Origin of the sequence: Streptomyces vietnamensis, from assembly GCF_000830005.1 — a bacterium.
Taxonomy (GTDB): Bacteria; Actinomycetota; Actinomycetes; order Streptomycetales; family Streptomycetaceae; genus Streptomyces; species Streptomyces vietnamensis.
Window position 1 is genome coordinate 5787081 of sequence record NZ_CP010407.1, and the last position, 19282, is coordinate 5806362.

Sequence of the window (19282 nt, forward strand, 5' to 3'; positions counted from 1 at the left end):
GGCTACGGTGCGTTCCCCCAACGTGCAGCGTCGTAGGAACATGGGAACCGGGCGGTAACCGCGGGGTCGCTCAGTGTCGGCCCGCCGGACCGTCGAGCCAGCGGTACTGGAGCTCGGGCCGCCCGATCTGCCCGTACTGCGGGGCGCGCACGGCCCGGCCCCCGGTGACCAGGTGCTCCAGATAGCGGCGCGCGGTGATCCGGGAGATCCCGACGGCCGCCCCGGCCTCGGCGGCCGTGAGCCCCGCCGGGGTGGCGCGGAGGGTACGGGTGACCGCTTCCAACGTCGGGCCGCTCAGCCCCTTGGGGAGCGTGGCGGGGTGCGGGGCCCGGAGCGTGGCGAGCGCCCGGTCCACCTCGTCCTGCCCGGAGGCCTCCCCGGCGGCCGCCCGGAACTCGGCGTACCGGACGAGCCGGTCCCGGAGCGTGGCGAACGCGAAGGGCTTCAGGACGTACTGGACGACGCCGAGGGACACGCCCTCGCGGACGACCGCCAGATCGCGGGCGGAGGTCACGGCTATGACGTCGGCGGAGTGCCCGGCGGCCCGCAGGGCGCGAAGGAGCTGGAGGCCGTGCCCGTCGGGCAGGTAGAGGTCGAGCAGGATCAGGTCGACCGGCGTCCGGTCGAGGATCCGTACGGCGGCGGCCCGCGAGTGCGCGACCCCGACGACCCGGAAGCCCTCGACGCGCCCCGCGTAGAGCGCGTGGGCGTCGGCCGCGACGGGATCGTCCTCGACGACGAGGACCCGGAGCGGACTCGTACTCACGCGATCACCTCTTCTTCCTCGCCGGCCCGGCCCTCTCGCGGCAGCGGCAGCCGTACGGTGAACTGCGCGCCGCCCTCCTCCGCGTCCGCCAGTTCCAGCGTGCCCGACGCGCGGGAGACCGCCTGGCCCACCAGGGCGAGACCGAGGCCGCGGCCGGGGCCCCGGGTGGACCAGCCGCGCCCGAGGACCGCCTCCCGGTCGGCGGGGCGGACGCCGGGGCCGCTGTCGCCGACCCGGAGCAGCAGCTCGCCGTCGCCCGCGCGGGCCGCGACCGTGACGGTCACGCGCGCGTGCGGGGTCCCGCCGGCCGCCTCCACCGCGTTGTCGATGAGGTTGCCGAGGATCGTCACCAGGTCCCGGGAGGGCAGCGCCGCCGGCACCCGGCCGTCGTCGATGCGGCTGTCCTCGGTGAGGAGCAGCTCCACGCCCCGCTCGTTGGCCTGCGCCGCCTTGCCGAGCAGCAGCGCCGCGAGGACCGGTTCGCCGACGGCGTCGACGACCCGGTCGGTCAGCGCCTGGGCGAGCTCGAGCTCCGCCGTCGCGAACTCCACGGCCTCCGCCACCCGGCCCAGTTCGATCAGCGACACGACCGTGTGCAGCCGGTTCGCCGCCTCGTGGGCCTGCGAGCGGAGCGCCTCCGTGAAGCCCCGCTCGGAGTCCAGCTCGCCGGAGAGCGCCTGCAGCTCGGTGCGGTCCCTGAGGGTGACGACGGTGCCGCGCCGCTCCCCGCCCACCACCGGGCGGGTGCTGACCACGAGGACCCGGTCGGCCGTCAGGTGCGTCTCGTCGACGCGCGGCTCCGAGGAGAGCAGCGCCCCCGTCAGGGACGCCGGCAGGCCGAGCTCGGCGGCCGGGCGGCCGACGACCCCCTCGTCCAGGCCGAGCAGCTCCCGCGCGCCGTCGTTGATGAGGGCGATCCGCCGCCGGCCGTCCAGCATCACGAGCCCTTCGCGGACCGCGTGCAGGGCGGCCTCGTGATAGTCGTGCATCCGGCTCAGCTCGGTCGCGTTCATGCCGTGCGTGTGGCGGCGCAGGCGCGCGTTCACCACGTACGTCCCCGCCCCGCCGAGCACGAGCGCCGCGCCCGCCATGCAGAGCAGGGCGGTCACCTGCTCCCGTACCTGCTCGCTGATCTTGTCGATCGTGATGCCCGCGCTGACCAGGGCGACGACCCGGCCGTGGTCGAGGACGGGCGCCACGGTCCGCACGGAGGGGCCGAGGACGCCCAGGTGCGTCTCGGAGTAGAGCCGGCCCCGGCGCGCCTCCTCGATGTGACCGAGGTACGTGCGGCCGATCTGCGCCGGATCCGGATGCGTCCAGCGGGTGCCGTCCGGGGCCATGACCACCACGAAGGCGACGCCCGCGTGCCGGCGCAGCGACTCCGCGTACGGCTGGAGGGCGGCCGTCGGGTCGGCGGAGCGGGCGGCGGCGAGCACGGACGGGGAGTCGGCGACGGCGGCGGCGGTCGCCGTCGCCTGGCGCCGCGCGGTCTCCTCGGCCTGCGCCCGGTCCGTGAGGTACGCGAAGACCGAGCATCCCGCCACGACGACGGCCACCAGCACGACCTGCATCGCGAAGAGCTGGCCGGCCAGGCTGCGGGGGCGGGGGAGGCGGAGGCGCATGCGGGTAAGTGTGCACGTGGGAACGGTCGCGGGCGGTACCGCGTTCCCGAATCGTGCCCTTCCCGCCGGGGTCCGTCGTCGGGTCCGTCGTCGGGACCGTCGTTTCGGTCGTGAACGAAACGTACGCAACCGTGACCCGGGTCACAGGCTGATGGATAGTCGCGGAGGTCCACCGGGACGTGGACACCCATCAGCACGAGGAGGACCCCGTGGCCGCACGCCGGGACCGCACCCACTATCTGTATCTGGCCGTCATCGGCGCCGTACTGCTCGGCATCGCGGTCGGATTCCTGGCGCCGGGCGTCGCCGTCGAGCTCAAGCCGATCGGCACCGGCTTCGTCAACCTGATCAAGATGATGATCTCGCCGATCATCTTCTGCACGATCGTGCTCGGCGTCGGCTCGGTCCGCAAGGCCGCGAAGGTCGGCGCCGTCGGCGGTCTCGCCCTCGGCTACTTCCTCGTGATGTCGACCGTCGCACTCGCGATCGGTCTGCTCGTCGGCAACCTCCTGGAGCCCGGCTCCGGACTCCACCTCACCAAGGAGCTCGCCGAGGCCGGCGCGAAGCAGGCCGAGGGCGCGAGCGAGTCGACCTCGGACTTCCTGCTCGGGATCATCCCGACCACCCTCGTCTCGGCCTTCACCGGGGGCGAGGTCCTGCAGACCCTCCTCGTCGCGCTTCTCGCGGGCTTCGCGCTCCAGGCGATGGGTGCGGCCGGTGAACCGGTTCTGCGCGGGATCGGACACATCCAGAAGCTCGTCTTCCGCATCCTCGGCATGATCATGTGGGCGGCGCCGGTCGGCGCGTTCGGCGCGATCGCGGCGGTCGTCGGCGCGACGGGCGCCGCGGCGCTGAAGTCGCTGGCCGTCATCATGATCGGCTTTTACCTGACGTGCGGGCTCTTCGTCTTCCTCGTCCTCGGCACGCTGCTCCGCCTGATCGCCGGGATCAACATCTGGTCGCTCCTGAAGTACCTGGGCCGCGAGTTCCTGCTGATCCTCTCGACGTCCTCCTCCGAGTCCGCGCTGCCGCGGCTCATCGCGAAGATGGAGCACCTGGGCGTCAGCAAGCCGGTCGTCGGCATCACCGTGCCGACCGGCTACTCCTTCAACCTCGACGGCACCGCGATCTACCTGACGATGGCCTCGCTCTTCACCGCCGAGGCGATGGGGAACCCGCTGTCGATCGGCGAGCAGATCTCCCTCCTCGTCTTCATGATCATCGCCTCGAAGGGCGCGGCGGGCGTGACCGGCGCCGGACTCGCGACGCTCGCGGGCGGCCTCCAGTCGCACCGGCCGGAGCTGGTCGACGGCGTCGGCCTGATCGTCGGCATCGACCGCTTCATGAGCGAGGCGCGCGCCCTGACGAACTTCGCCGGCAACGCGGTGGCGACGGTGCTCGTCGGCACGTGGACGAAGGAGATCGACAAGGAGCGGGCGGCGGAGGTCCTGGCGGGGCGGATCCCCTTCGACGAGACGACGCTCGTGGACGACCACGGGCCGGCGCCGGTGCCGGACCAGCGCGCGGAGGGCGAAGAGAAGGCCCGCGCGGGCGTCTGAGGCCCCGGGGCCCGGTGAGGCCCCGGGTCCCGGGTCTTGAGCCGGATCCGGGGCCCGGGAGGAGGGCGGCCCCCCATCGAGGGGGGTCGCCCTCCTCGCGTCAGATGCCGTTCAGGGCCGCCAGCTCCTCCGGCGAGAGCACCAGTGACACCGCCCCCGCCGAATCCCGTACCGTCTCCGGCCGGCTCGCCCCCGGGATCGGGAGGACCGTCGGCGAGCGGGTCAGGAGCCAGGCGAGGGCCACCCGCTGCGGGCTGACCCCGTGCGCCCGCGCCACCCGGTGGAAGGCGCCGAACTCCGGGTCCTCCTCCAGGGCCGACGCCCCGTCCAGGGAGCTCCGCGAGATGCCGCCCAGCGGGCTCCACGGCAGGAACGCGAGGCCGAGCGAAGCGCAGAGCCGCAGCTCCGCCTCGCTGTCCCGTACCGCCGGCGAGTACCGGTTCTGTACGGAGACCAGCCGGTCGCCGAGGATCTCGCGGGCCAGCCGGATCTGGTCGACGTCCACGTTCGAGATGCCCGCCGACCGCACCGTGCCCGCGTCCAGCAACTCCCGCACCGCGCCCAGCGATTCGGCGTATGGGACCGCCGGGTCCGGCTTGTGCAGCTGGTACAGGCCGATCGCGTCGCCGCCGAGCCGCCGCGCCGAGCCCTCCGCCGCCCGCCGCAGGTGCTCGGGCCGGCCGTCCACGGTCCAGCCGCCGTCCGCCGTGCGTCCCCGGCCGCCCTTCGTCGCCACGAGCACGCCGTCCGTGCCGCCGCCGTACGAGGCCAGGGCCCGGGCCACGAGGAGTTCGCCCTCGCCCGGTGTGCCGCCCGGCGGGTGGTAGGAGTCGGCGGTGTCGAGCAGCGTCACGCCCGCGTCGAGAGCCGCGTGCACGGTGGCGACGGCCCGCGCCTCGTCCGGCCGGCCCTCGATGGACAGCGGCATCGTGCCGAATCCGATGGCTCCGACCCGTACGTCGCCCAGCATCCGGTACCGCATCAGCGCGCCCCTCCGATCGTCTCCGCCACTGCCTTCGGCAGCCATGCGCCGGAATCGCCGAACGCATAACCCAGCGAAACCGCCCGGGAGTTGTCCATGCCGTACGAGCGCGTGAAGGAGAACGGCGAGACCTCGCCGACCTCCACCTCCTGGAACACCGTCCGGCCCCCCACCAGCCTCTCGATCTCCGCGCAGATGTCGGCCGTGGTGAGCGGGCCGTGAGAGTGCGCGTTCACCGGGCCGGTGAAGTCCGCCTCGACCGCCCACGCGAGGAACGCCGCGATCTCCTCCACGTACACGTACGTCGCCGGGTGGTTCACCACCGGCACCGCGATCGGCTCGCCCGCCCGGATGCGCCGCGCGTAATGGTCCAGACGGCCCGTGAAGTCGTCCGCACCGCCCAGGACGTGCGCCACCCGCACCGAGGTCCACGCGAAGGGCGTGCCCGCCGCGAAGACCGCCTCGGCCTGCCGCTTCCCCTCCCCGTAGTGCGCCTCCAGGAACTCCGGGTCCTCCCAGGGCAGGCCGGTGTCGACGGCCACCGTGGCCAGGTCGAGGGCCGCCTCGGCGACCGGTACGGGCGAGTCCTCGTACTCGTACACCTCGACCGTCGAGGTCATCACATAGCGGCCGGTGCGCGTCCCGAACACCCGCCGGGCGATCTCCGCCTGGCGCGGGGTGTAGCAGACCTGGTCCACGACGACGTCGAAGGAACGGCCTGCGAGAACGGATTCCAGGGCGGCTTCGTCGTCGCGGTCGGCGACCAACTGCTCGATTCCCTCCGGGGCCGCGGAAGAACCCCGGTTGAGCACCGTGATCCGGTGCCCGGATTCCCGGAGGAGCGCGATGAGCCGCTTTCCGAAATAGCGGTTCCCGCCGATGACCAGAACGTCCATGAATCCCAACTCCCTTGTTTCCGAACCCAAGTGTTACGTTGTGCGCTCGCCGATTGAAGGGGGAAACATGGGAGTGCAGGCCGTACCGCCGAAGGAACCACGGCATTCGCGGGCCGTCGCCGACGAAACCTCGGCAGCCGCTTTCGACCCCATCGACCGGCAGATCCTGGACCTCCTCCAGACCGACGGGCGCATCAAGCTCAGCGAGCTCGGCCGCCGCGTCCGGCTCAGCCCCGCGGCCGTCACCGAGCGCGTCCGCCGCCTGGAGGCGAGCGGGGCGGTCACCGGCTACGGCGCCCACGTCTCACCGGCCCTGCTCGGCTACGGGATCCAGGCCTTCATCCGGGTGAACCCGCACGGCGGCTACAACCTCAAGCACCCCCGCACCCTGGAGCTGACCTCCCGCCCCGAGGTCCTGGAGGTGCACCACGTGGTCGGCGAGGACTGCTGGATCCTCAAGGTCGCCGTCACCGACACCGTCCACCTGGAGGACGTCCTGGAGCAGACCTCGGCCCTCGGCCGGACCACGACCTCCATCGTGCTGTCCTCCCCGGTGGTCCGGAAGCCCCTCCTCCCGCCGGCCTGACGCCGTCGCTTGCCTTGACGTCGGCGTCAAGGCCTACCGTCGGGGACATGCGCATCGGAGAGCTGGCCGAGCGGGCCGGGACGACCACGCGGACCCTGCGGTACTACGAGTCCCGCGGTCTCCTCACCGCCCGGCGTACGGACCAGGGGCACCGCACGTACGACGAGGACGACCTGCGGCTGCTCCAGCAGATCAGGACCCTGCAGGACTTCGGGTTCGAGCTCGAGGAGACCCGGCCGTTCGTCGACTGCCTGCGCGCGGGGCACCCGGCGGGGGACTCCTGTCCCGCGTCGATCGCCGTCTACCGGCGGAAGGTCGCCGAACTGGACGGGCTCATCGAACAGCTCCAGGCGGTACGCGCCCAGGTGGGCGCCCAGCTGCTCCGGGCCGAGGCGGAACTGCCGCACGGCCCGGAGCCCCGGTGCGAACTCGAAGCGGTGACGGACACGGATACGGAGGGGTGACGGGATGAAGACGTACGCGGAGGGCGTGGCCGAGGTCACGGACGCGGACTTCGGCACGGAGGTGCTGGGCGCCGGGCTGCCGGTCCTGGTGAAGTTCACGGCGGAGTGGTGCGGGCCGTGCCGGCAGCTGAAGCCGGTGCTCGGCGCGCTCGCCTCCGAGGAGGCGGCGCGGCTGCGGATCGTGGAGATCGACGTGGACCGCAACCCGGAGACCACCCTGAAGTACGGGGTCCTCGCGACCCCGACCCTCATGGTCTTCCGGGGAGGCGAGCCCGTGAAGTCGATCGTCGGCGCCCGCCCGAAGCGCCGCCTCCTGGCCGACCTGGAGGACGTGCTGTCCTAGGACCACAGCTCGGTGCTGTGCGCGCCGGCCAGCTCCCCGATCCGGCCGAGGATCTCCTCGGCCGGTGCGGCGGGCAGTCGGCGGCCGTCGCGCAGCCGGAGGGCCACCAGGTCGTCGGCGGCCTCCCGGGCGCCGACGACCGCCTGGTACGGCACGAGCCTGGCCTCCCGGACGCGGGCGCCCAGGCTGCCCCGCTCGGGGCCCGCGACCTCCGCCCGCAGCCCGCGCTCCACGCACCGCGCGGCCAGCGCGTCCGCCTGCGGGAGTTCGGCCTCCGAGACCGGCAGGATCATCAGCTGGACCGGGGCCAGCCAGGCGGGGAAGGCGCCGCCGTGCTGCTCCAGGAGGTGGGCGACGGCCCGTTCGACGCTGCCGATGACGGCGCGGTGGATCATCACCGGCCGGTGTTTGGCGCCGTCCGCGCCGATGTAGTGGAGGTCGAACCGCTCGGGCTGGTGGAAGTCGATCTGCACGGTCGACAGGGTGGACTCGCGGCCGGCGCCGTCGGCGACCTGGACGTCGATCTTCGGCCCGTAGAACGCGGCCTCGCCCTCCGCCGCCTCGTAGGGCAGCCCGGAGGCGTCGAGGACCTCGCGCAGCAGGGCGGTGGACCGCTCCCACAGCTCGGGGGCGGCGACGTACTTGCCGCCGGGCCCGGGCAGCGAGAGCCGGTACCGGGCGGGCACGATGCCGAGCGCCCCGTACGCCCGCCGGATCAGCTCCAGGGCGGCGGCGGCCTCCCCGGCGGCCTGCTCCAGGGTGCAGAAGACGTGCGCGTCGTTCAGCTGGATCGCCCGGACCCGGGTGAGACCGCCGAGGACGCCCGAGAGCTCGGAGCGGTACATGCCGCCGAGCTCGGCCATGCGCAGCGGCAGCTCGCGGTAGCTGTGCGGGCGGGAGCGGTACATGAGCGCGTGGTGCGGGCAGAGGCTGGGCCGCAGGAGGAACTGCTCGCCGCCGAGGTCCATGGGCGGGAACATGTCGTCGCTGTAGTGCGCCCAGTGTCCGGAGATCTCGTACAGCTCGCGCTTGCCGAGGACCGGGGAGTACACGTGCCGGTACCCGGCCCGGCGCTCGGCCTCCCGGACGTACTCCTCCAGGGCGTGGCGTACGACGGCGCCGTCGGGCAGCCAGTACGGCAGCCCGGAGCCGATCAGCGGGTCGGTGTCGAAGATGTTCAGCTCGCGGCCGAGCCTGCGGTGGTCGTGCACGGTGGTCTCCTCGCGTACGTCGGGCGAGTGACCACAGCGCGAAGCCCCGGGGCACTCGCCCCGGGGCTTCGTCACTGGAACAACGGTCAGCGCGCCGGGACACTCTCCGGCGTCGTCGTCCTCATCGCAGCGCGCTTCATGCGGGGACCGTAGCAAGGGGCGGCCGCCGGGCGCACCCGCTTTTCCACAGGGCCGCCCGCTCCGCCGAGGCATACAGAAATACCCCGACTAGAATTGACAGTCGGGGTATCGCCTCGCGTATATTGATAGATTCCGTGTCCGGCGTGCTCATTTGGGCGCACCGAAGACGCGGAGAAGTTCAATAAACGCACTGTATCGCGCCGGGAGTCGAATTGTCAACCGAGGAATTTCGGAATGAGCAGCAATTCATCACCGATCTCTACGCACGACTCGACGACCTGAGGGACCAGGCCGAAGCCGCCGTCGAGCAGGCCCTCCGCACCCCCGGGGTCGGCAGCAGCCAGGGACGCCTCGAACGGGACGTGATGGTCGCCGAGCAGTCCGGGCTGCTCTCCGCGCTCAACGCCGGGGAGAGCGGGCTCTGCTTCGGCCGGCTCGTCTTCAAGGACGGCCGCGACCACCACATCGGCCGGCTCGGCATCCGCGAGGACGACCCGAACCGCACCCCGCTCGTCGTCGACTGGCGCGCCGAGATCGCCCGCCCCTTCTACCTCGCCACCGGGTACGAGCCGATGGGCCTCACCCGCCGACGGCACATCACCACCAAGGGGCGCGAGGTCGTCTCCCTCCACGACGAGGTCCTCGACCTCGCCGACGCCACCCGCACCGGCCACGAGAGCCGGAACGCCGACGAAGTGCTGCTCGCCGCGCTCGACGCCGCCCGCACCGGCCGCATGCACGACATCGTGCAGACCATCCAGGCCGAGCAGGACGCCATCATCCGCTCCCCGCACCGCGGGGTCCTCGTCGTCGAGGGCGGCCCCGGGACGGGGAAGACCGCGGTCGCCCTGCACCGGGCCGCGTACCTCCTCTACGCGCACCGCGAGCAGCTCGCCAAGCGGGCCGTCCTCATCGTCGGCCCCAACCCCGCCTTCCTCGGCTACATCGGCAACGTCCTGCCCTCCCTCGGCGAGACCGGCGTCCTCCTCGCCACCCCCGCCGAGCTGTTCCCCGGCGTCCGCGCCACCGGCACCGACACCCCGCGCGCCGCCGCCGTCAAGGGCGCCGCCGGCATGGCCGACGCCCTCGCCGCGGCCGTACGGGACCGCCAGCAGGTCCCCGAGCGCGGCGAACCGCTGATCGTCCCGCACGAGGACGGCGACCTGGTCATCGACTGGGACATGGCCCTCGAAGCCCGCCACAAGGCCCGCGAGACCTTCCTCCCGCACAACCTCGCCCGCCCCTACTTCGTCTTCCGGATCCTCGACGCGCTCGCCGAACAGCTCGCCGACCGCATCGGCGCCGACCCCTACGGCGGCCCCAACTTCCTCGGCCCCGACGACATCGCCCTGCTCGCCAAGGGCATCGCCGCCAACCCCGACGTCCACACGGCGATCGACACCCTCTGGCCGCCCCTCACCCAGCAGGGCTTCCTCGCCGACTACCTCGCCGAACCCACCCACCTCGACGACGAGGACGACGCCGCCGCGATCCGGCGCGACGGCGGCCCCTGGACCCCCGCCGACGTCCCCCTGCTCGACGAGGCCGCCGAACTCCTCGGCGAGGACGACTCCGCCCTCCGCGCCGCCGAGGAGGCCGAACGCCAGAAGCAGATCCAGTACGCGCAGGGCGTCCTCGACGTCTCCTTCGCCTCCCGCACCTACGAGTTCGAGGACAAGGAGGAGCTCGACAAGGACGCCTCCGAGGTCCTCTCCGCCCACGACATCATCGACGCCGAACGCTTCGCCGAACGCCACGAGGAGGCCGACCACCGCACCGCCGCCGAGCGCGCCGCCGCCGACCGCACCTGGGCCTTCGGCCACATCATCGTCGACGAGGCCCAGGAGCTCTCCGCCATGGCCTGGCGGCTCCTCATGCGCCGCAGCCCCAGCCGCTCCATGACCCTCGTCGGCGACCCCGCCCAGACCGGCGACCCGGCCGGCGTCGGCGCCTGGCAGTCCATCCTCGGCCCGTACGTCGAGGACCGCTGGCAGCACGTCCGCCTCGGCGTCAACTACCGCACGCCCGCCGAGATCATGGCCGTCGCCGCCGAGACCCGCCGGGCCGCCGAACCCGGCTTCGAACCGCCCCGCTCGGTGCGCTCCACCGGCGTCGAGCCCTGGGACCGGACCGTCGACGACCCGGTGAAGGAGGCCGCCGACGCGGTCGCCGCCGAACTCCGCGAGGAGGGCCGGACCGCCGTCATCGCCCCGGCGGAGCTGCACCCCGGCCTGATCGCCGCCCTCCCCGAGGCCTCGTACGGCCCGAAGCCCGACCTCACCCGGCCGGTCGTCCTCCTCGACCCCCGGCAGGCGAAGGGCCTCGAATTCGACACGGTCCTCGTCGTCGACCCCGACGGCATCCGGGAGGGCGCCACGCACGGGATCAACGACCTGTACGTGGCGCTCACCCGGGCCACTCAGCGGATGGGCGTCATCAGGCCGGCCGTCACGCCGGCCTGAGCCAGACCGTCGCGAGCGGCGGCAGGGTCATCCGCACGCTCGCCTCACGGCCGTGCCACGGCACCGACTCGGTCTTCACCGGGTCGGTGCCGACCACGTCCGAGCCGCCGTACCGCGCCGCGTCCGTGTTCAGCACCTCCGCCCAGGCCGCGAACGTGTCCGGGACCCCGAGCCGGTAGTCGTGCCGCACCACCGGCGAGAAGTTGCACACCGCGAGCAGCGGCGAGCCGAAGCCGTCGTACCGCAGGAACGCGAAGACGTTGTCGTCGGCCGCGTCCCCCACCACCCACTGGAAACCGTCCGGGACGGTGTCCCGCTCCCAGAGCGAGGGCGTCGCCGCGTACACCGTGTTCAGGTCGCGCACGAGATCCCGCACCCCCCGGTGGTCCGCCTCCGCCCCGTACGCCGGATCGAGCAGCCACCAGTCCGGGCCGTGGTCCGCCGACCACTCCCCGCCCTGCGCGAACTCCTGCCCCATGTAGAGCAGCTGCTTGCCCGGGTGCGCCCACATGAAGCCCAGATACGCGCGGTGGTTGGCCCGCTGCTGCCACCAGTCGCCCGGCATCTTCGACACCAGCGACCGCTTGCCGTGCACCACCTCGTCGTGCGAGATCGGCAGGATGTAGTTCTCGCTGTACGCGTACACCATCGAGAACGTCATCTCGTGGTGGTGGTACTTGCGGTGCACCGGCTCCTTCTGCACGTACTCCAGGGAGTCGTGCATCCAGCCCATGTTCCACTTCATGCCGAAGCCCAGACCGCCGAAGCCGCCCGGACCCACCTGGTCCGTCGCCCGCGTCACCCCGTCCCAGGCGGTCGACTCCTCGGCGAAGGTGACGACGCCGGGGCAGCGGCGGTAGACGGTGGCGTTCATCTCCTGCAGGAAGCGGACCGCGTCCAGGTTCTCCCGGCCCCCGAACTCGTTCGGCAGCCACTCGCCGTGCTCCCGCGAGTAGTCCAGGTAGAGCATCGACGCGACGGCGTCCACGCGCAGCCCGTCGATGTGGAACTCCTGGCACCAGTACACGGCGTTCGCCACCAGGAAGTTCCGCACCTCCTTGCGGCCGTAGTCGAACTCCAGGGTCCCCCAGTCGGGATGGTGCGAACGGCGCGGGTCCTCGTGCTCGTACAGCGGACGTCCGTCGAACTCGGCGAGCGCCCAGTCGTCCTTCGGGAAGTGCGCCGGCACCCAGTCCATCAGCACGCCGATCCCGGCCCGGTGCAGCGCGTCGACGAGGAACCTGAAGTCGTCGGGGGTGCCCATGCGGGCCGTCGGCGCGTAGAACCCGGTGACCTGGTAGCCCCAGGAACCGCCGAAGGGATGCTCGGTGACCGGCATGAACTCCACGTGCGTGAACCCGAGGTCACGCACGTAGGCGGGCAGCTGCTCGGCCAGCTGGCGGTACGTGAGCCCCGGCCGCCACGACGGCAGGTGCACCTCGTAGACGGAGATCGGCGCCTCGTGCGGCGGGCGCGCCCCGCGCCGCTCCATCCACTCCGCGTCGTCCCAGGCGTAGTGCGACTCGGTGACGATCGACGCGGTGTTCGGCGGGCATTCGGTCCGGCGGGCCATCGGGTCCGCGCGGACCGTGTGCGAGCCGTCGGGGCGAGCGATGTCGTACTTGTAGACGGCGCCCTCGCCGATCCCCGGCACGAACAGCTCCCACACGCCCGTCGAACCGAGCGAACGCATCGGCAGCGCCGTGCCGTCCCAGTGCGTGAAGTCGCCCGTGACGCGGACGCCGCGCGCGTTCGGCGCCCACACGGCGAAGCGGGTGCCGGTGACGCCCTCGTGGGTCATCACGCGGGAACCGAGCGCCGTCCACAGCTCCTCGTGCCGGCCCTCGCCGATGAGGTGCAGGTCCAGCTCGCCCAGGGACGGGAGGAAGCGGTACGGGTCGTGGACGGGCATCTCGTCCCCGTCGTACCGCACCCGGAGCTCGTACGCGGGCACCTTGCGGAGCAGCGGGACGAACACCGAGAACAGCCCGTCGCCGTCGTCGTCCATCGTGAGGCGCTTGCCCTTCGTGAGGACGGCGACCTCCTGCGCCCAGGGGCGCAGCGCCCGGATCACGACCCCGCCCTTGACCGGATGCGCGCCGAGCATCCCGTGCGGGTCGTGGTGCTCCCCGGCGAGCAGCCGCGCCCGGTCGCCGGGGTCGAGCGGGGGCGCCTTACGGGGCGTCTTGCCGGCCGTCTTGCCTGCGGATCGGGCGGTCACGGGGGTGCCTCCTGGGGGTACGGGGGGTACGAATGCGCAACGGTGAAGGGGGGTGCGGGGAAACTCGGCCGAACGGGCGCCGTTGCGGGCGGCGCCCTTCCGTTGTGGGCGGCGCCCGCCCCCGTTGTGGGCAGTCGTTCCGCTGGGGCGGAACGGGTGGGCACAACGGACGGCGCCCTTGCCGGCGCCAGAGGCTCCAGCGCCTGAACCCGCACCCCGTGCACCGTCGCTGGTGGTGCGGGTCAGGGCGCGGGAGCCTAGGCCCGGCCGGGGGCGCCGTCCCGTGTGCCCACCCGTCCCGCCCTGCGGGACGATTGCCCACACGGGGGTGGACGAAGCGCACCGCCCAGCGCGGGGCGCGGGCCCCACACGGCGGGTGGTGAAGGGCGCCGCCCAGCCCGGCGCGGGCGCGGTCACATGGGGCGGCAGGGCCCGGTCGGGCGTGGTGGTGGGCGTGACGGGGCCGAGGGGCGGCACGGGACGGGGGCGGTCACTGGGGGGTCGCCAGGCGCTCGATCGCCGACATCGGGACCGGAAGCCAGTCCGGCCGGTGCCGGGCCTCGTAGAGGACCTCGTAGACCGCCTTGTCCGTCTCGTAGGCGCGGAGGAGCGCAGGGTCGGCACGCGGGTCCGCGCCCGCCACCTCCGCGTACCCCGTGCAGTACGCCGCCCGGCACCGCGACGCCCACTCCGCGTTCCACGGCCGGTGCGTGCGGGCCGCGTAGTCGAAGGAGCGGAGCATTCCGGCGACGTCGCGGACGGTCGGCTGCGGGCTGCGCCGTTCGTCCAGCGGCTTCGCCGGTTCGCCCTCGAAGTCGATGACGGCCCAGCCGCCGTCGGAGCCGCGCAGGGTCTGCCCGAGGTGTAGGTCCCCGTGGATGCGCTGCACCGCGGCCCCGCCGCTCGCCGCGGCGAAGACGGCCCGCAGGGCCGGCACGTGCGGCAGGAGCGCGGGGACGGCCTGCGCCGCCGCGTGCAGCCGGCGGTCCATCGCGGCCGCGAGCTGCTCGGTCTCGGAGCGGGCCAGGCGCCGGGTCGGCAGGGCCGAAGCCAGCGCCAGGTGCACCTCCGCCGTCGCCCGGCCGAGGGCCCGCGCCTCCGTCGTGAACTCCCGCCCGTCCGCCAGCGCGTCGAGGGCGAGCCGCCAGCCGTCCCGGGAGTCCCGCAGGTAGGGCTGGAGGACGCCGAGGGTGGAGGCCCCCGACTCGTACCAGGCGACCGGGGCGGGTACCCGGGCGCAGCCGGCCCCGGCCAGGGCGAGGGGCAGTTCCAGGTCCGGGTTCGCCCCGGGACTCACCCTCCGGAAGATCTTCAGGATGAACGAATCGCCGTAGACGAGGGACGAGTTGGACTGTTCCGCGTCCAGCATGCGGGGGGCCAGGGCCGGGGGCAGAGCCGTCGTGGCGTGGAAGCGCAGCGGGCCCGTCCGGCCCGGGGTGCGCAGCCGTTCGTACAGGAGCCCCGCCAGGCGCGGGTCGCGCAGGCCCTCGTACACCGCGCGTCCGGCGAGCGGGCCCTGCCGGATCCGCCCGATCAGGGCGGGGGCGAGGCGGGGCGGGAGCTGGGTCCTTACGCCCAGGAGCAGTTGGTAGCAGTCGGCGGGCGTTCCGGCCGGGCGGCCCGGCTGTTCGACCCGTACGAGCAGATGGAGGAGGCCGGGTCCCGCGCCGTCCAGGGGCAGCAGCTCGGTGGCCGCGTCCAGCGTGAATCCGGTGACCCGGCGGCCCTTGCCCGCGAACCAGCGCTGCCGTGGCAGCCATTCGTGGAGCAGGGGGGCGAGGGACGGAAGGAGGGCGTCCGGGGCCCGGGTGGTGGATGCGGTCTCCGGCATGGCATCGCGTCCTTTCCCCGGGGCGCACAAGTGGCTTTCGTATGCGTTCAAATGCGCAGAGTGTCCCGGATGGCGGCTGTGACTGTCCGGATGTGCGGGACGTGTCGGAAAGGGAAGATCCGTATGGGCCCGGCAAGAAGGCCCGGATGGACCTGAAGGGTGGCGTGGATCGTGTGTGGTTCACAGTGCCCAGGGTGGGACGGGGGAAACCGCCCCACCCGGGACGAAAACCGAACTGGGTGTCGCTCAGGCCCTCTTGAGACGGAACCAGTAGAAGCCGTGTCCCGCAAGGGTCAGGAGGTAGGGCAGCTGCCCGATGGCCGGGAACTTCACCCCGCCGATCAGCTCCACGGGCCGGGTGCCGTCGAAGCGCCGCAGGTCGAGCTCGGTCGGCTGTGCGTGCCGCGAGAAGTTGTTCACGCACAGCACGAGGTCGTCGCCGTCTTCCCGGAGGAAGGCGAGCACCGCCGGGTTGGACGCCGGGAGTTCCGTGTACGTCCCCGTCCCGAAGGCACGGTTCTGCTTTCGGATCTCGATCATCCGCTTCGTCCAGTGGAGGAGCGAGGACGGAGAGGCCATGCCCGCCTCGACGTTCGTCACCTGGTAGCCGTGGACCGGGTCCATGATGGCCGGCAGGTAGAGCCGTCCCGGGTCGCAGGAGGAGAAGCCCGCGTTCCGGTCGGGGGTCCACTGCATCGGGGTCCGCACCCCGTCCCGGTCGCCGAGCCAGATGTTGTCGCCCATGCCGATCTCGTCGCCGTAGTACAGCACCGGCGAGCCGGGCAGCGAGAAGAGCAGCGCGGTGAACAGCTCCATCTGCTTGCGGTCGTTGTCGAGGAGCGGGGCGAGACGTCGCCGGATGCCGATGTTGGCCCGCATGCGCGGGTCCTTGGCGTACTCGGCGTACATGTAGTCGCGCTCTTCGTCCGTGACCATCTCGAGGGTGAGCTCGTCGTGGTTGCGCAGGAAGATGCCCCACTGGCAGCCGGAGGGGATCTCCGGGGTCTTCGCCAGGATCTCGGAGACCGGGTGGCGGGACTCGCGGCGCACGGCCATGAAGATGCGCGGCATGACCGGGAAGTGGAAGGCCATGTGGCACTCGTCGCCGCCCGAGCGGAAGTCGCCGAAGTAGTCGACGACGTCCTCCGGCCACTGGTTGGCCTCGGCGAGCAGCACCGTGTCCGGGTAGTGGTCGTCGATCTCCTTGCGGACCCGCTTGAGGAAGGCGTGGGTGGCGGGGAGGTTCTCGCAGTTGGTGCCCTCCTGCTGGTACAGGTACGGCACCGCGTCGAGCCGGAAGCCGTCGATGCCCAGGTCCAGCCAGAACTTCAGCGCGGAGAGGATCTCCTCCTGCACGGCCGGGTTGTCGTAGTTGAGGTCCGGCTGGTGCGAGAAGAAGCGGTGCCAGTAGTACTGCTTGCGGACCGGGTCGAAGGTCCAGTTCGAGGACTCGGTGTCGACGAAGATGATCCGGGCGTCCGCGTACTGCTTGTCGTCGTCGGCCCAGACGTAGTAGTCGCCGTAGGGGCCGTCCGGGTCGCGCCGCGACTCCTGGAACCACGGGTGCTGGTCGCTGGTGTGGTTCATGACGAAGTCGATGACCACGCGCATGCCGCGCTGGTGGGCCGCGTCGACGAACTCCACGAAGTCGGCGAGGTCGCCGAACTCGGGGAGCACCGAGGTGTAGTCGGCGACGTCGTAGCCGCCGTCCCGCAACGGGGACTTGAAGAACGGCGGCAGCCAGAGGCAGTCGACGCCCAGCCACTGGAGGTAGTCCAGCTTGGACGTGATGCCCTTCAGGTCGCCGACGCCGTCGCCGTTGCTGTCCTGGAAGGAGCGGACGAGGACCTCGTAGAACACCGCCCGCTTGAACCACTCGGGATCGCGGTCCTTGGCGGGGGTGTCCTCGAAGGTGTCGGGGACGGGCTCGTTGACAGTCGTCATGAGGTGGGTGACCCTCCGGTCTGCGGGGACGGTCGCAGGGCGAGTACGTGCGCGGGCGTGACGCCCGGTTCCAGGCGCACGTAAGCGGCCCTGCCCCAGTGATAGGTCTCGCCGGTGAGCTCGTCGCGCACCGGCACGGTCTCGTGCCAGTCGAGGCCGAGTTCCGGCATGTTCAACGAGAGTGAAGCCTCCTGGGTGTGGTGCGGGTCGAGGTTGACGACCACCAGAACGATGTTCGAACCCGAACGCTTCGAGTACGCGATCACCTGCGGGTTGTCGGTGTCGTGGAAGGTCAGGTTCCGCAGCCGGCGGAGGGCCGGGTGGCGGCGCCTGATCCGGTTCAGGGCGGTGATCAGCGGGGTGATCGTCGTCCCGGCGCGCTCCGCCGACTCCCAGTCGCGGGGCCTCAGTTCGTACTTCTCCGAGTCGAGGTACTCCTCGCTGCCCTCCCGCAGCGGGGTGTTCTCGCACAGCTCGTACCCGGCGTACATGCCCCAGGAGGGCGACAGCGTCGCCGCGAGCACCGCCCGCGCCTCGAACGCGGGCCGGCCGCCCTCCTGGAGGTAGGCGTGCAGGATGTCGGGGGTGTTCACGAAGAAGTTCGGCCGCATCTGCGCGGCCGTTTCCCCGGACAGCTCGGTGAGGTACTCCGTCAGCTCCTCCTTGGTGTTGCGCCAGGTGAAGTACGTGTACGACTGCTGGAAACCGATCGCGCCGAGCGTCCGCATCATCGCCGGCCGGGTGAACGCCTCCGCCAGGAAGATCACGTCCGGATCGGCCCGGTTGATCTCGCCGATCACCCGCTCCCAGAACACCACCGGCTTGGTGTGCGGGTTGTCCACGCGGAAGATCCGCACCCCGTGGTCCATCCAGTGGCGCAGGATCCGCACGGTCTCCGCGACGATCCCGTCCATGTCCTTGTCGAACGCGATCGGATAGATGTCCTGGTACTTCTTCGGCGGGTTCTCCGCGTACGCGATCGAACCGTCCGGCCGGTGGTGGAACCACTCCGGGTGCTTCTCCACCCACGGGTGGTCGGGGGAGCACTGGAGCGCGAAGTCGAGCGCGATCTCCAGGCGCAGCTCCCGGGCCTTCGCCACGAACGCGTCGAAGTCCTCGAAGGTCCCCAGGTCCGGGTGGAGCGCGTCGTGCCCGCCCTCCGGCGAGCCGATCGCCCACGGCACGCCCACGTCGCTCGGCGCGGCCGAAAGCGAGTTGTTGGGGCCCTTGCGGTGGGTCTCGCCGATCGGGTGCACCGGCGGCAGGTAGACGACGTCGAAGCCCATCGCGGCGATCGCCGGGAGCCGTTCGGCGGCGGTGCGGAAGTTCCCCGGGACCGTACGCCCCTTCACCTTCCGCACCCCCTCCGAGCGCGGGAAGAACTCGTACCAGGAGCCGAACAGGGCCCGCTCGCGCTCCACCTGGAGCGGCAACGCGGGGGAGGCGGAGAGGAGTTCGCGCAGCGGGTGGCGGTCCAGGGCGTCGACCACCTGCGGGGCGAGCGCGGCGGCGAGCCGCACGGCCGCCGGACGCGACACGTCGCGCAGCACGTCCGCCGCCGCGAGCACGGCCTCCCGGCCGCCGCCCTTCTTCGGGACGCCCTTCGCGGCCCGCTCGTGCAGCTCGGCGCCCTCGGCGAGGACCAGTTCGGAGTCGATCCCGGCCGGGATCTTGATCCGCGCCGTGTGGCGCCAGGTGGCCACCGGGTCGCTCCAGGCCTCCACGGTGTACGTCCAGAGGCCCTCGGCGTCCGGGGTGACCTCGGCGCCCCACCGGTCGGTGCCCGGGGCCAGTTCGCGCATCGGGGTCCAGGGTCCTGGCCGGCCCGACGGGCCGCGCAGCACGACATTGGCGGCGACCGCGTCGTGGCCCTCGCGGAAGACGGTCGCCGTCACCTCGAAGGTCTCTCCGGCCACCGCCTTCGCGGGGCGCCGGCCACAGTCGACCAGCGGGCGGACGTCCAGTACGGGAATGCGTCCCATGAGCGGATTCACAGCATCACCTGACGGGTTACGGGGGTGCGGGTGGTGGTGCGCTCTTTCTAGCTCCGTCGGCGGCCGGCGGGTTGCGGGCATGACGGCTCCTGTCCGCGTTCACTCGAATGGCGGGTCCACAGGGATGAACAAGGGGGGAACGGAGGCTCGGAGGAGACGGGTTCGGGGGTTGTACCGGAGGAGCCTTCCACGGTCCTCGGGCGGGCAATCCGGCGCTTTGTTAACTACTCGGGCGTAGTCGCGTCGGCAAGCGCACGACC

The 19282-nt window shown here is 72.2% G+C and carries 14 protein-coding genes; 5 read left to right on the forward strand and 9 right to left on the reverse strand.

The genetic code is table 11. From position 1 onward, the window contains the following. Positions 1-70: 70 nt before the first annotated feature. Positions 71-766, reverse strand: coding sequence for a response regulator (locus tag SVTN_RS26170; protein ID WP_041131299.1), 696 nt, complete (start codon positions 764-766; stop codon positions 71-73). Next, positions 763-2388 carry a sensor histidine kinase gene (locus tag SVTN_RS26175; RefSeq protein WP_041131300.1) on the reverse strand — a complete coding sequence of 542 codons (1626 nt, stop codon included), beginning with the start codon at positions 2386-2388 and terminating at the stop codon, positions 763-765. The genes SVTN_RS26170 and SVTN_RS26175 overlap by 4 nt, the downstream gene beginning before the upstream one ends. Positions 2389-2597: 209 nt before the next feature. On the opposite strand from SVTN_RS26175, the gene SVTN_RS26180 reads away from it, so the two are divergent. Next, entirely contained in the window at positions 2598-3947 is a 1350-nt protein-coding gene (locus SVTN_RS26180; RefSeq protein ID WP_041134263.1) for a cation:dicarboxylate symporter family transporter, read from the forward strand. 100 nt (positions 3948-4047) lie between these two features. On the opposite strand, the gene SVTN_RS26185 is transcribed toward SVTN_RS26180, so the two are convergent. Together SVTN_RS26185 and SVTN_RS26190 are read right to left on the reverse strand one after the other, a co-directional pair. Beyond that, on the reverse strand, positions 4048-4929 hold the full coding sequence (locus tag SVTN_RS26185) for an aldo/keto reductase (protein ID WP_041131301.1): 882 nt from the start codon (positions 4927-4929) through the stop codon (positions 4048-4050). Beyond that, positions 4929-5825 carry an NAD-dependent epimerase/dehydratase family protein gene (locus tag SVTN_RS26190; RefSeq protein ID WP_041131302.1) on the reverse strand — a complete coding sequence of 299 codons (897 nt, stop codon included), beginning with the start codon at positions 5823-5825 and terminating at the stop codon, positions 4929-4931. Before SVTN_RS26190 ends, SVTN_RS26185 begins: the two co-directional genes overlap by 1 nt. 67 nt (positions 5826-5892) lie before the next feature. Here SVTN_RS26190 and SVTN_RS26195 point away from each other — a divergent pair, with 67 nt between their 5' ends. The 3 genes from SVTN_RS26195 to SVTN_RS26205 are packed head-to-tail and all read left to right on the forward strand — an operon-like array spanning position 5893 to position 7218. Then, positions 5893-6411 carry an Lrp/AsnC family transcriptional regulator gene (locus SVTN_RS26195; RefSeq protein ID WP_174518287.1) on the forward strand — a complete coding sequence of 173 codons (519 nt, stop codon included), beginning with the start codon at positions 5893-5895 and terminating at the stop codon, positions 6409-6411. A gap of 47 nt (positions 6412-6458) precedes the next feature. After that, on the forward strand, positions 6459-6875 hold the full coding sequence (locus tag SVTN_RS26200) for a MerR family transcriptional regulator (protein ID WP_041131303.1): 417 nt from the start codon (positions 6459-6461) through the stop codon (positions 6873-6875). 4 nt (positions 6876-6879) lie between these two features. After that, on the forward strand, positions 6880-7218 hold the full coding sequence (locus tag SVTN_RS26205) for a thioredoxin family protein (RefSeq protein WP_041131304.1): 339 nt from the start codon (positions 6880-6882) through the stop codon (positions 7216-7218). Here the strand turns inward: SVTN_RS26205 and thrS are convergent. Then, positions 7215-8519, reverse strand: coding sequence for a threonine--tRNA ligase (thrS, locus tag SVTN_RS26210; RefSeq protein ID WP_425429055.1), 1305 nt, complete (start codon positions 8517-8519; stop codon positions 7215-7217). The genes SVTN_RS26205 and thrS overlap by 4 nt on opposite strands. A gap of 263 nt (positions 8520-8782) precedes the next feature. On the opposite strand from thrS, the gene SVTN_RS26215 reads away from it, so the two are divergent. Further along, the gene (locus tag SVTN_RS26215) at positions 8783-11032 is read left to right on the forward strand and encodes a HelD family protein (RefSeq protein WP_041131306.1); all 2250 of its coding nucleotides are present in this window, start codon (positions 8783-8785) and stop codon (positions 11030-11032) included. Here the strand turns inward: SVTN_RS26215 and glgB are convergent. From glgB to SVTN_RS26235, 4 genes are all read right to left on the reverse strand, one after another. Continuing rightward, positions 11019-13253, reverse strand: coding sequence for a 1,4-alpha-glucan branching enzyme (gene glgB, locus SVTN_RS26220; RefSeq protein ID WP_041131307.1), 2235 nt, complete (start codon positions 13251-13253; stop codon positions 11019-11021). The genes SVTN_RS26215 and glgB overlap by 14 nt on opposite strands. A gap of 490 nt (positions 13254-13743) precedes the next feature. Next, a complete protein-coding gene (locus tag SVTN_RS26225; protein ID WP_041131308.1) occupies positions 13744-15084 on the reverse strand; it encodes a maltokinase N-terminal cap-like domain-containing protein in 1341 nt (446 codons plus the stop codon). 246 nt (positions 15085-15330) lie between these two features. Further along, positions 15331-17028 carry a maltose alpha-D-glucosyltransferase gene (gene treS, locus SVTN_RS26230; protein WP_041131309.1) on the reverse strand — a complete coding sequence of 566 codons (1698 nt, stop codon included), beginning with the start codon at positions 17026-17028 and terminating at the stop codon, positions 15331-15333. After that, positions 17025-19010, reverse strand: a complete 1986-nt coding sequence (locus SVTN_RS26235; RefSeq protein ID WP_063782282.1) for an alpha-1,4-glucan--maltose-1-phosphate maltosyltransferase — start codon at positions 19008-19010, stop codon at positions 17025-17027. Before SVTN_RS26235 ends, treS begins: the two co-directional genes overlap by 4 nt. Between the last annotated feature and the right edge of the window lie 272 nt (positions 19011-19282).

Coding starts and splice junctions, on each gene's coding strand:
- SVTN_RS26175 (WP_041131300.1), bottom strand. CDS start 2,388: ATGCGCCTCCGCCTCCCCCGCCCCCGCAGCCTGGCCGGCCAGCTCTTC.
- SVTN_RS26185 (WP_041131301.1), bottom strand. CDS start 4,929: ATGCGGTACCGGATGCTGGGCGACGTACGGGTCGGAGCCATCGGATTC.
- SVTN_RS26190 (WP_041131302.1), bottom strand. CDS start 5,825: ATGGACGTTCTGGTCATCGGCGGGAACCGCTATTTCGGAAAGCGGCTC.
- SVTN_RS26195 (WP_174518287.1), top strand. CDS start 5,893: ATGGGAGTGCAGGCCGTACCGCCGAAGGAACCACGGCATTCGCGGGCC.
- SVTN_RS26200 (WP_041131303.1), top strand. CDS start 6,459: ATGCGCATCGGAGAGCTGGCCGAGCGGGCCGGGACGACCACGCGGACC.
- SVTN_RS26205 (WP_041131304.1), top strand. CDS start 6,880: ATGAAGACGTACGCGGAGGGCGTGGCCGAGGTCACGGACGCGGACTTC.
- SVTN_RS26225 (WP_041131308.1), bottom strand. CDS start 15,084: ATGCCGGAGACCGCATCCACCACCCGGGCCCCGGACGCCCTCCTTCCG.
- treS (WP_041131309.1), bottom strand. CDS start 17,028: ATGACGACTGTCAACGAGCCCGTCCCCGACACCTTCGAGGACACCCCC.
- SVTN_RS26235 (WP_063782282.1), bottom strand. CDS start 19,010: ATGGGACGCATTCCCGTACTGGACGTCCGCCCGCTGGTCGACTGTGGC.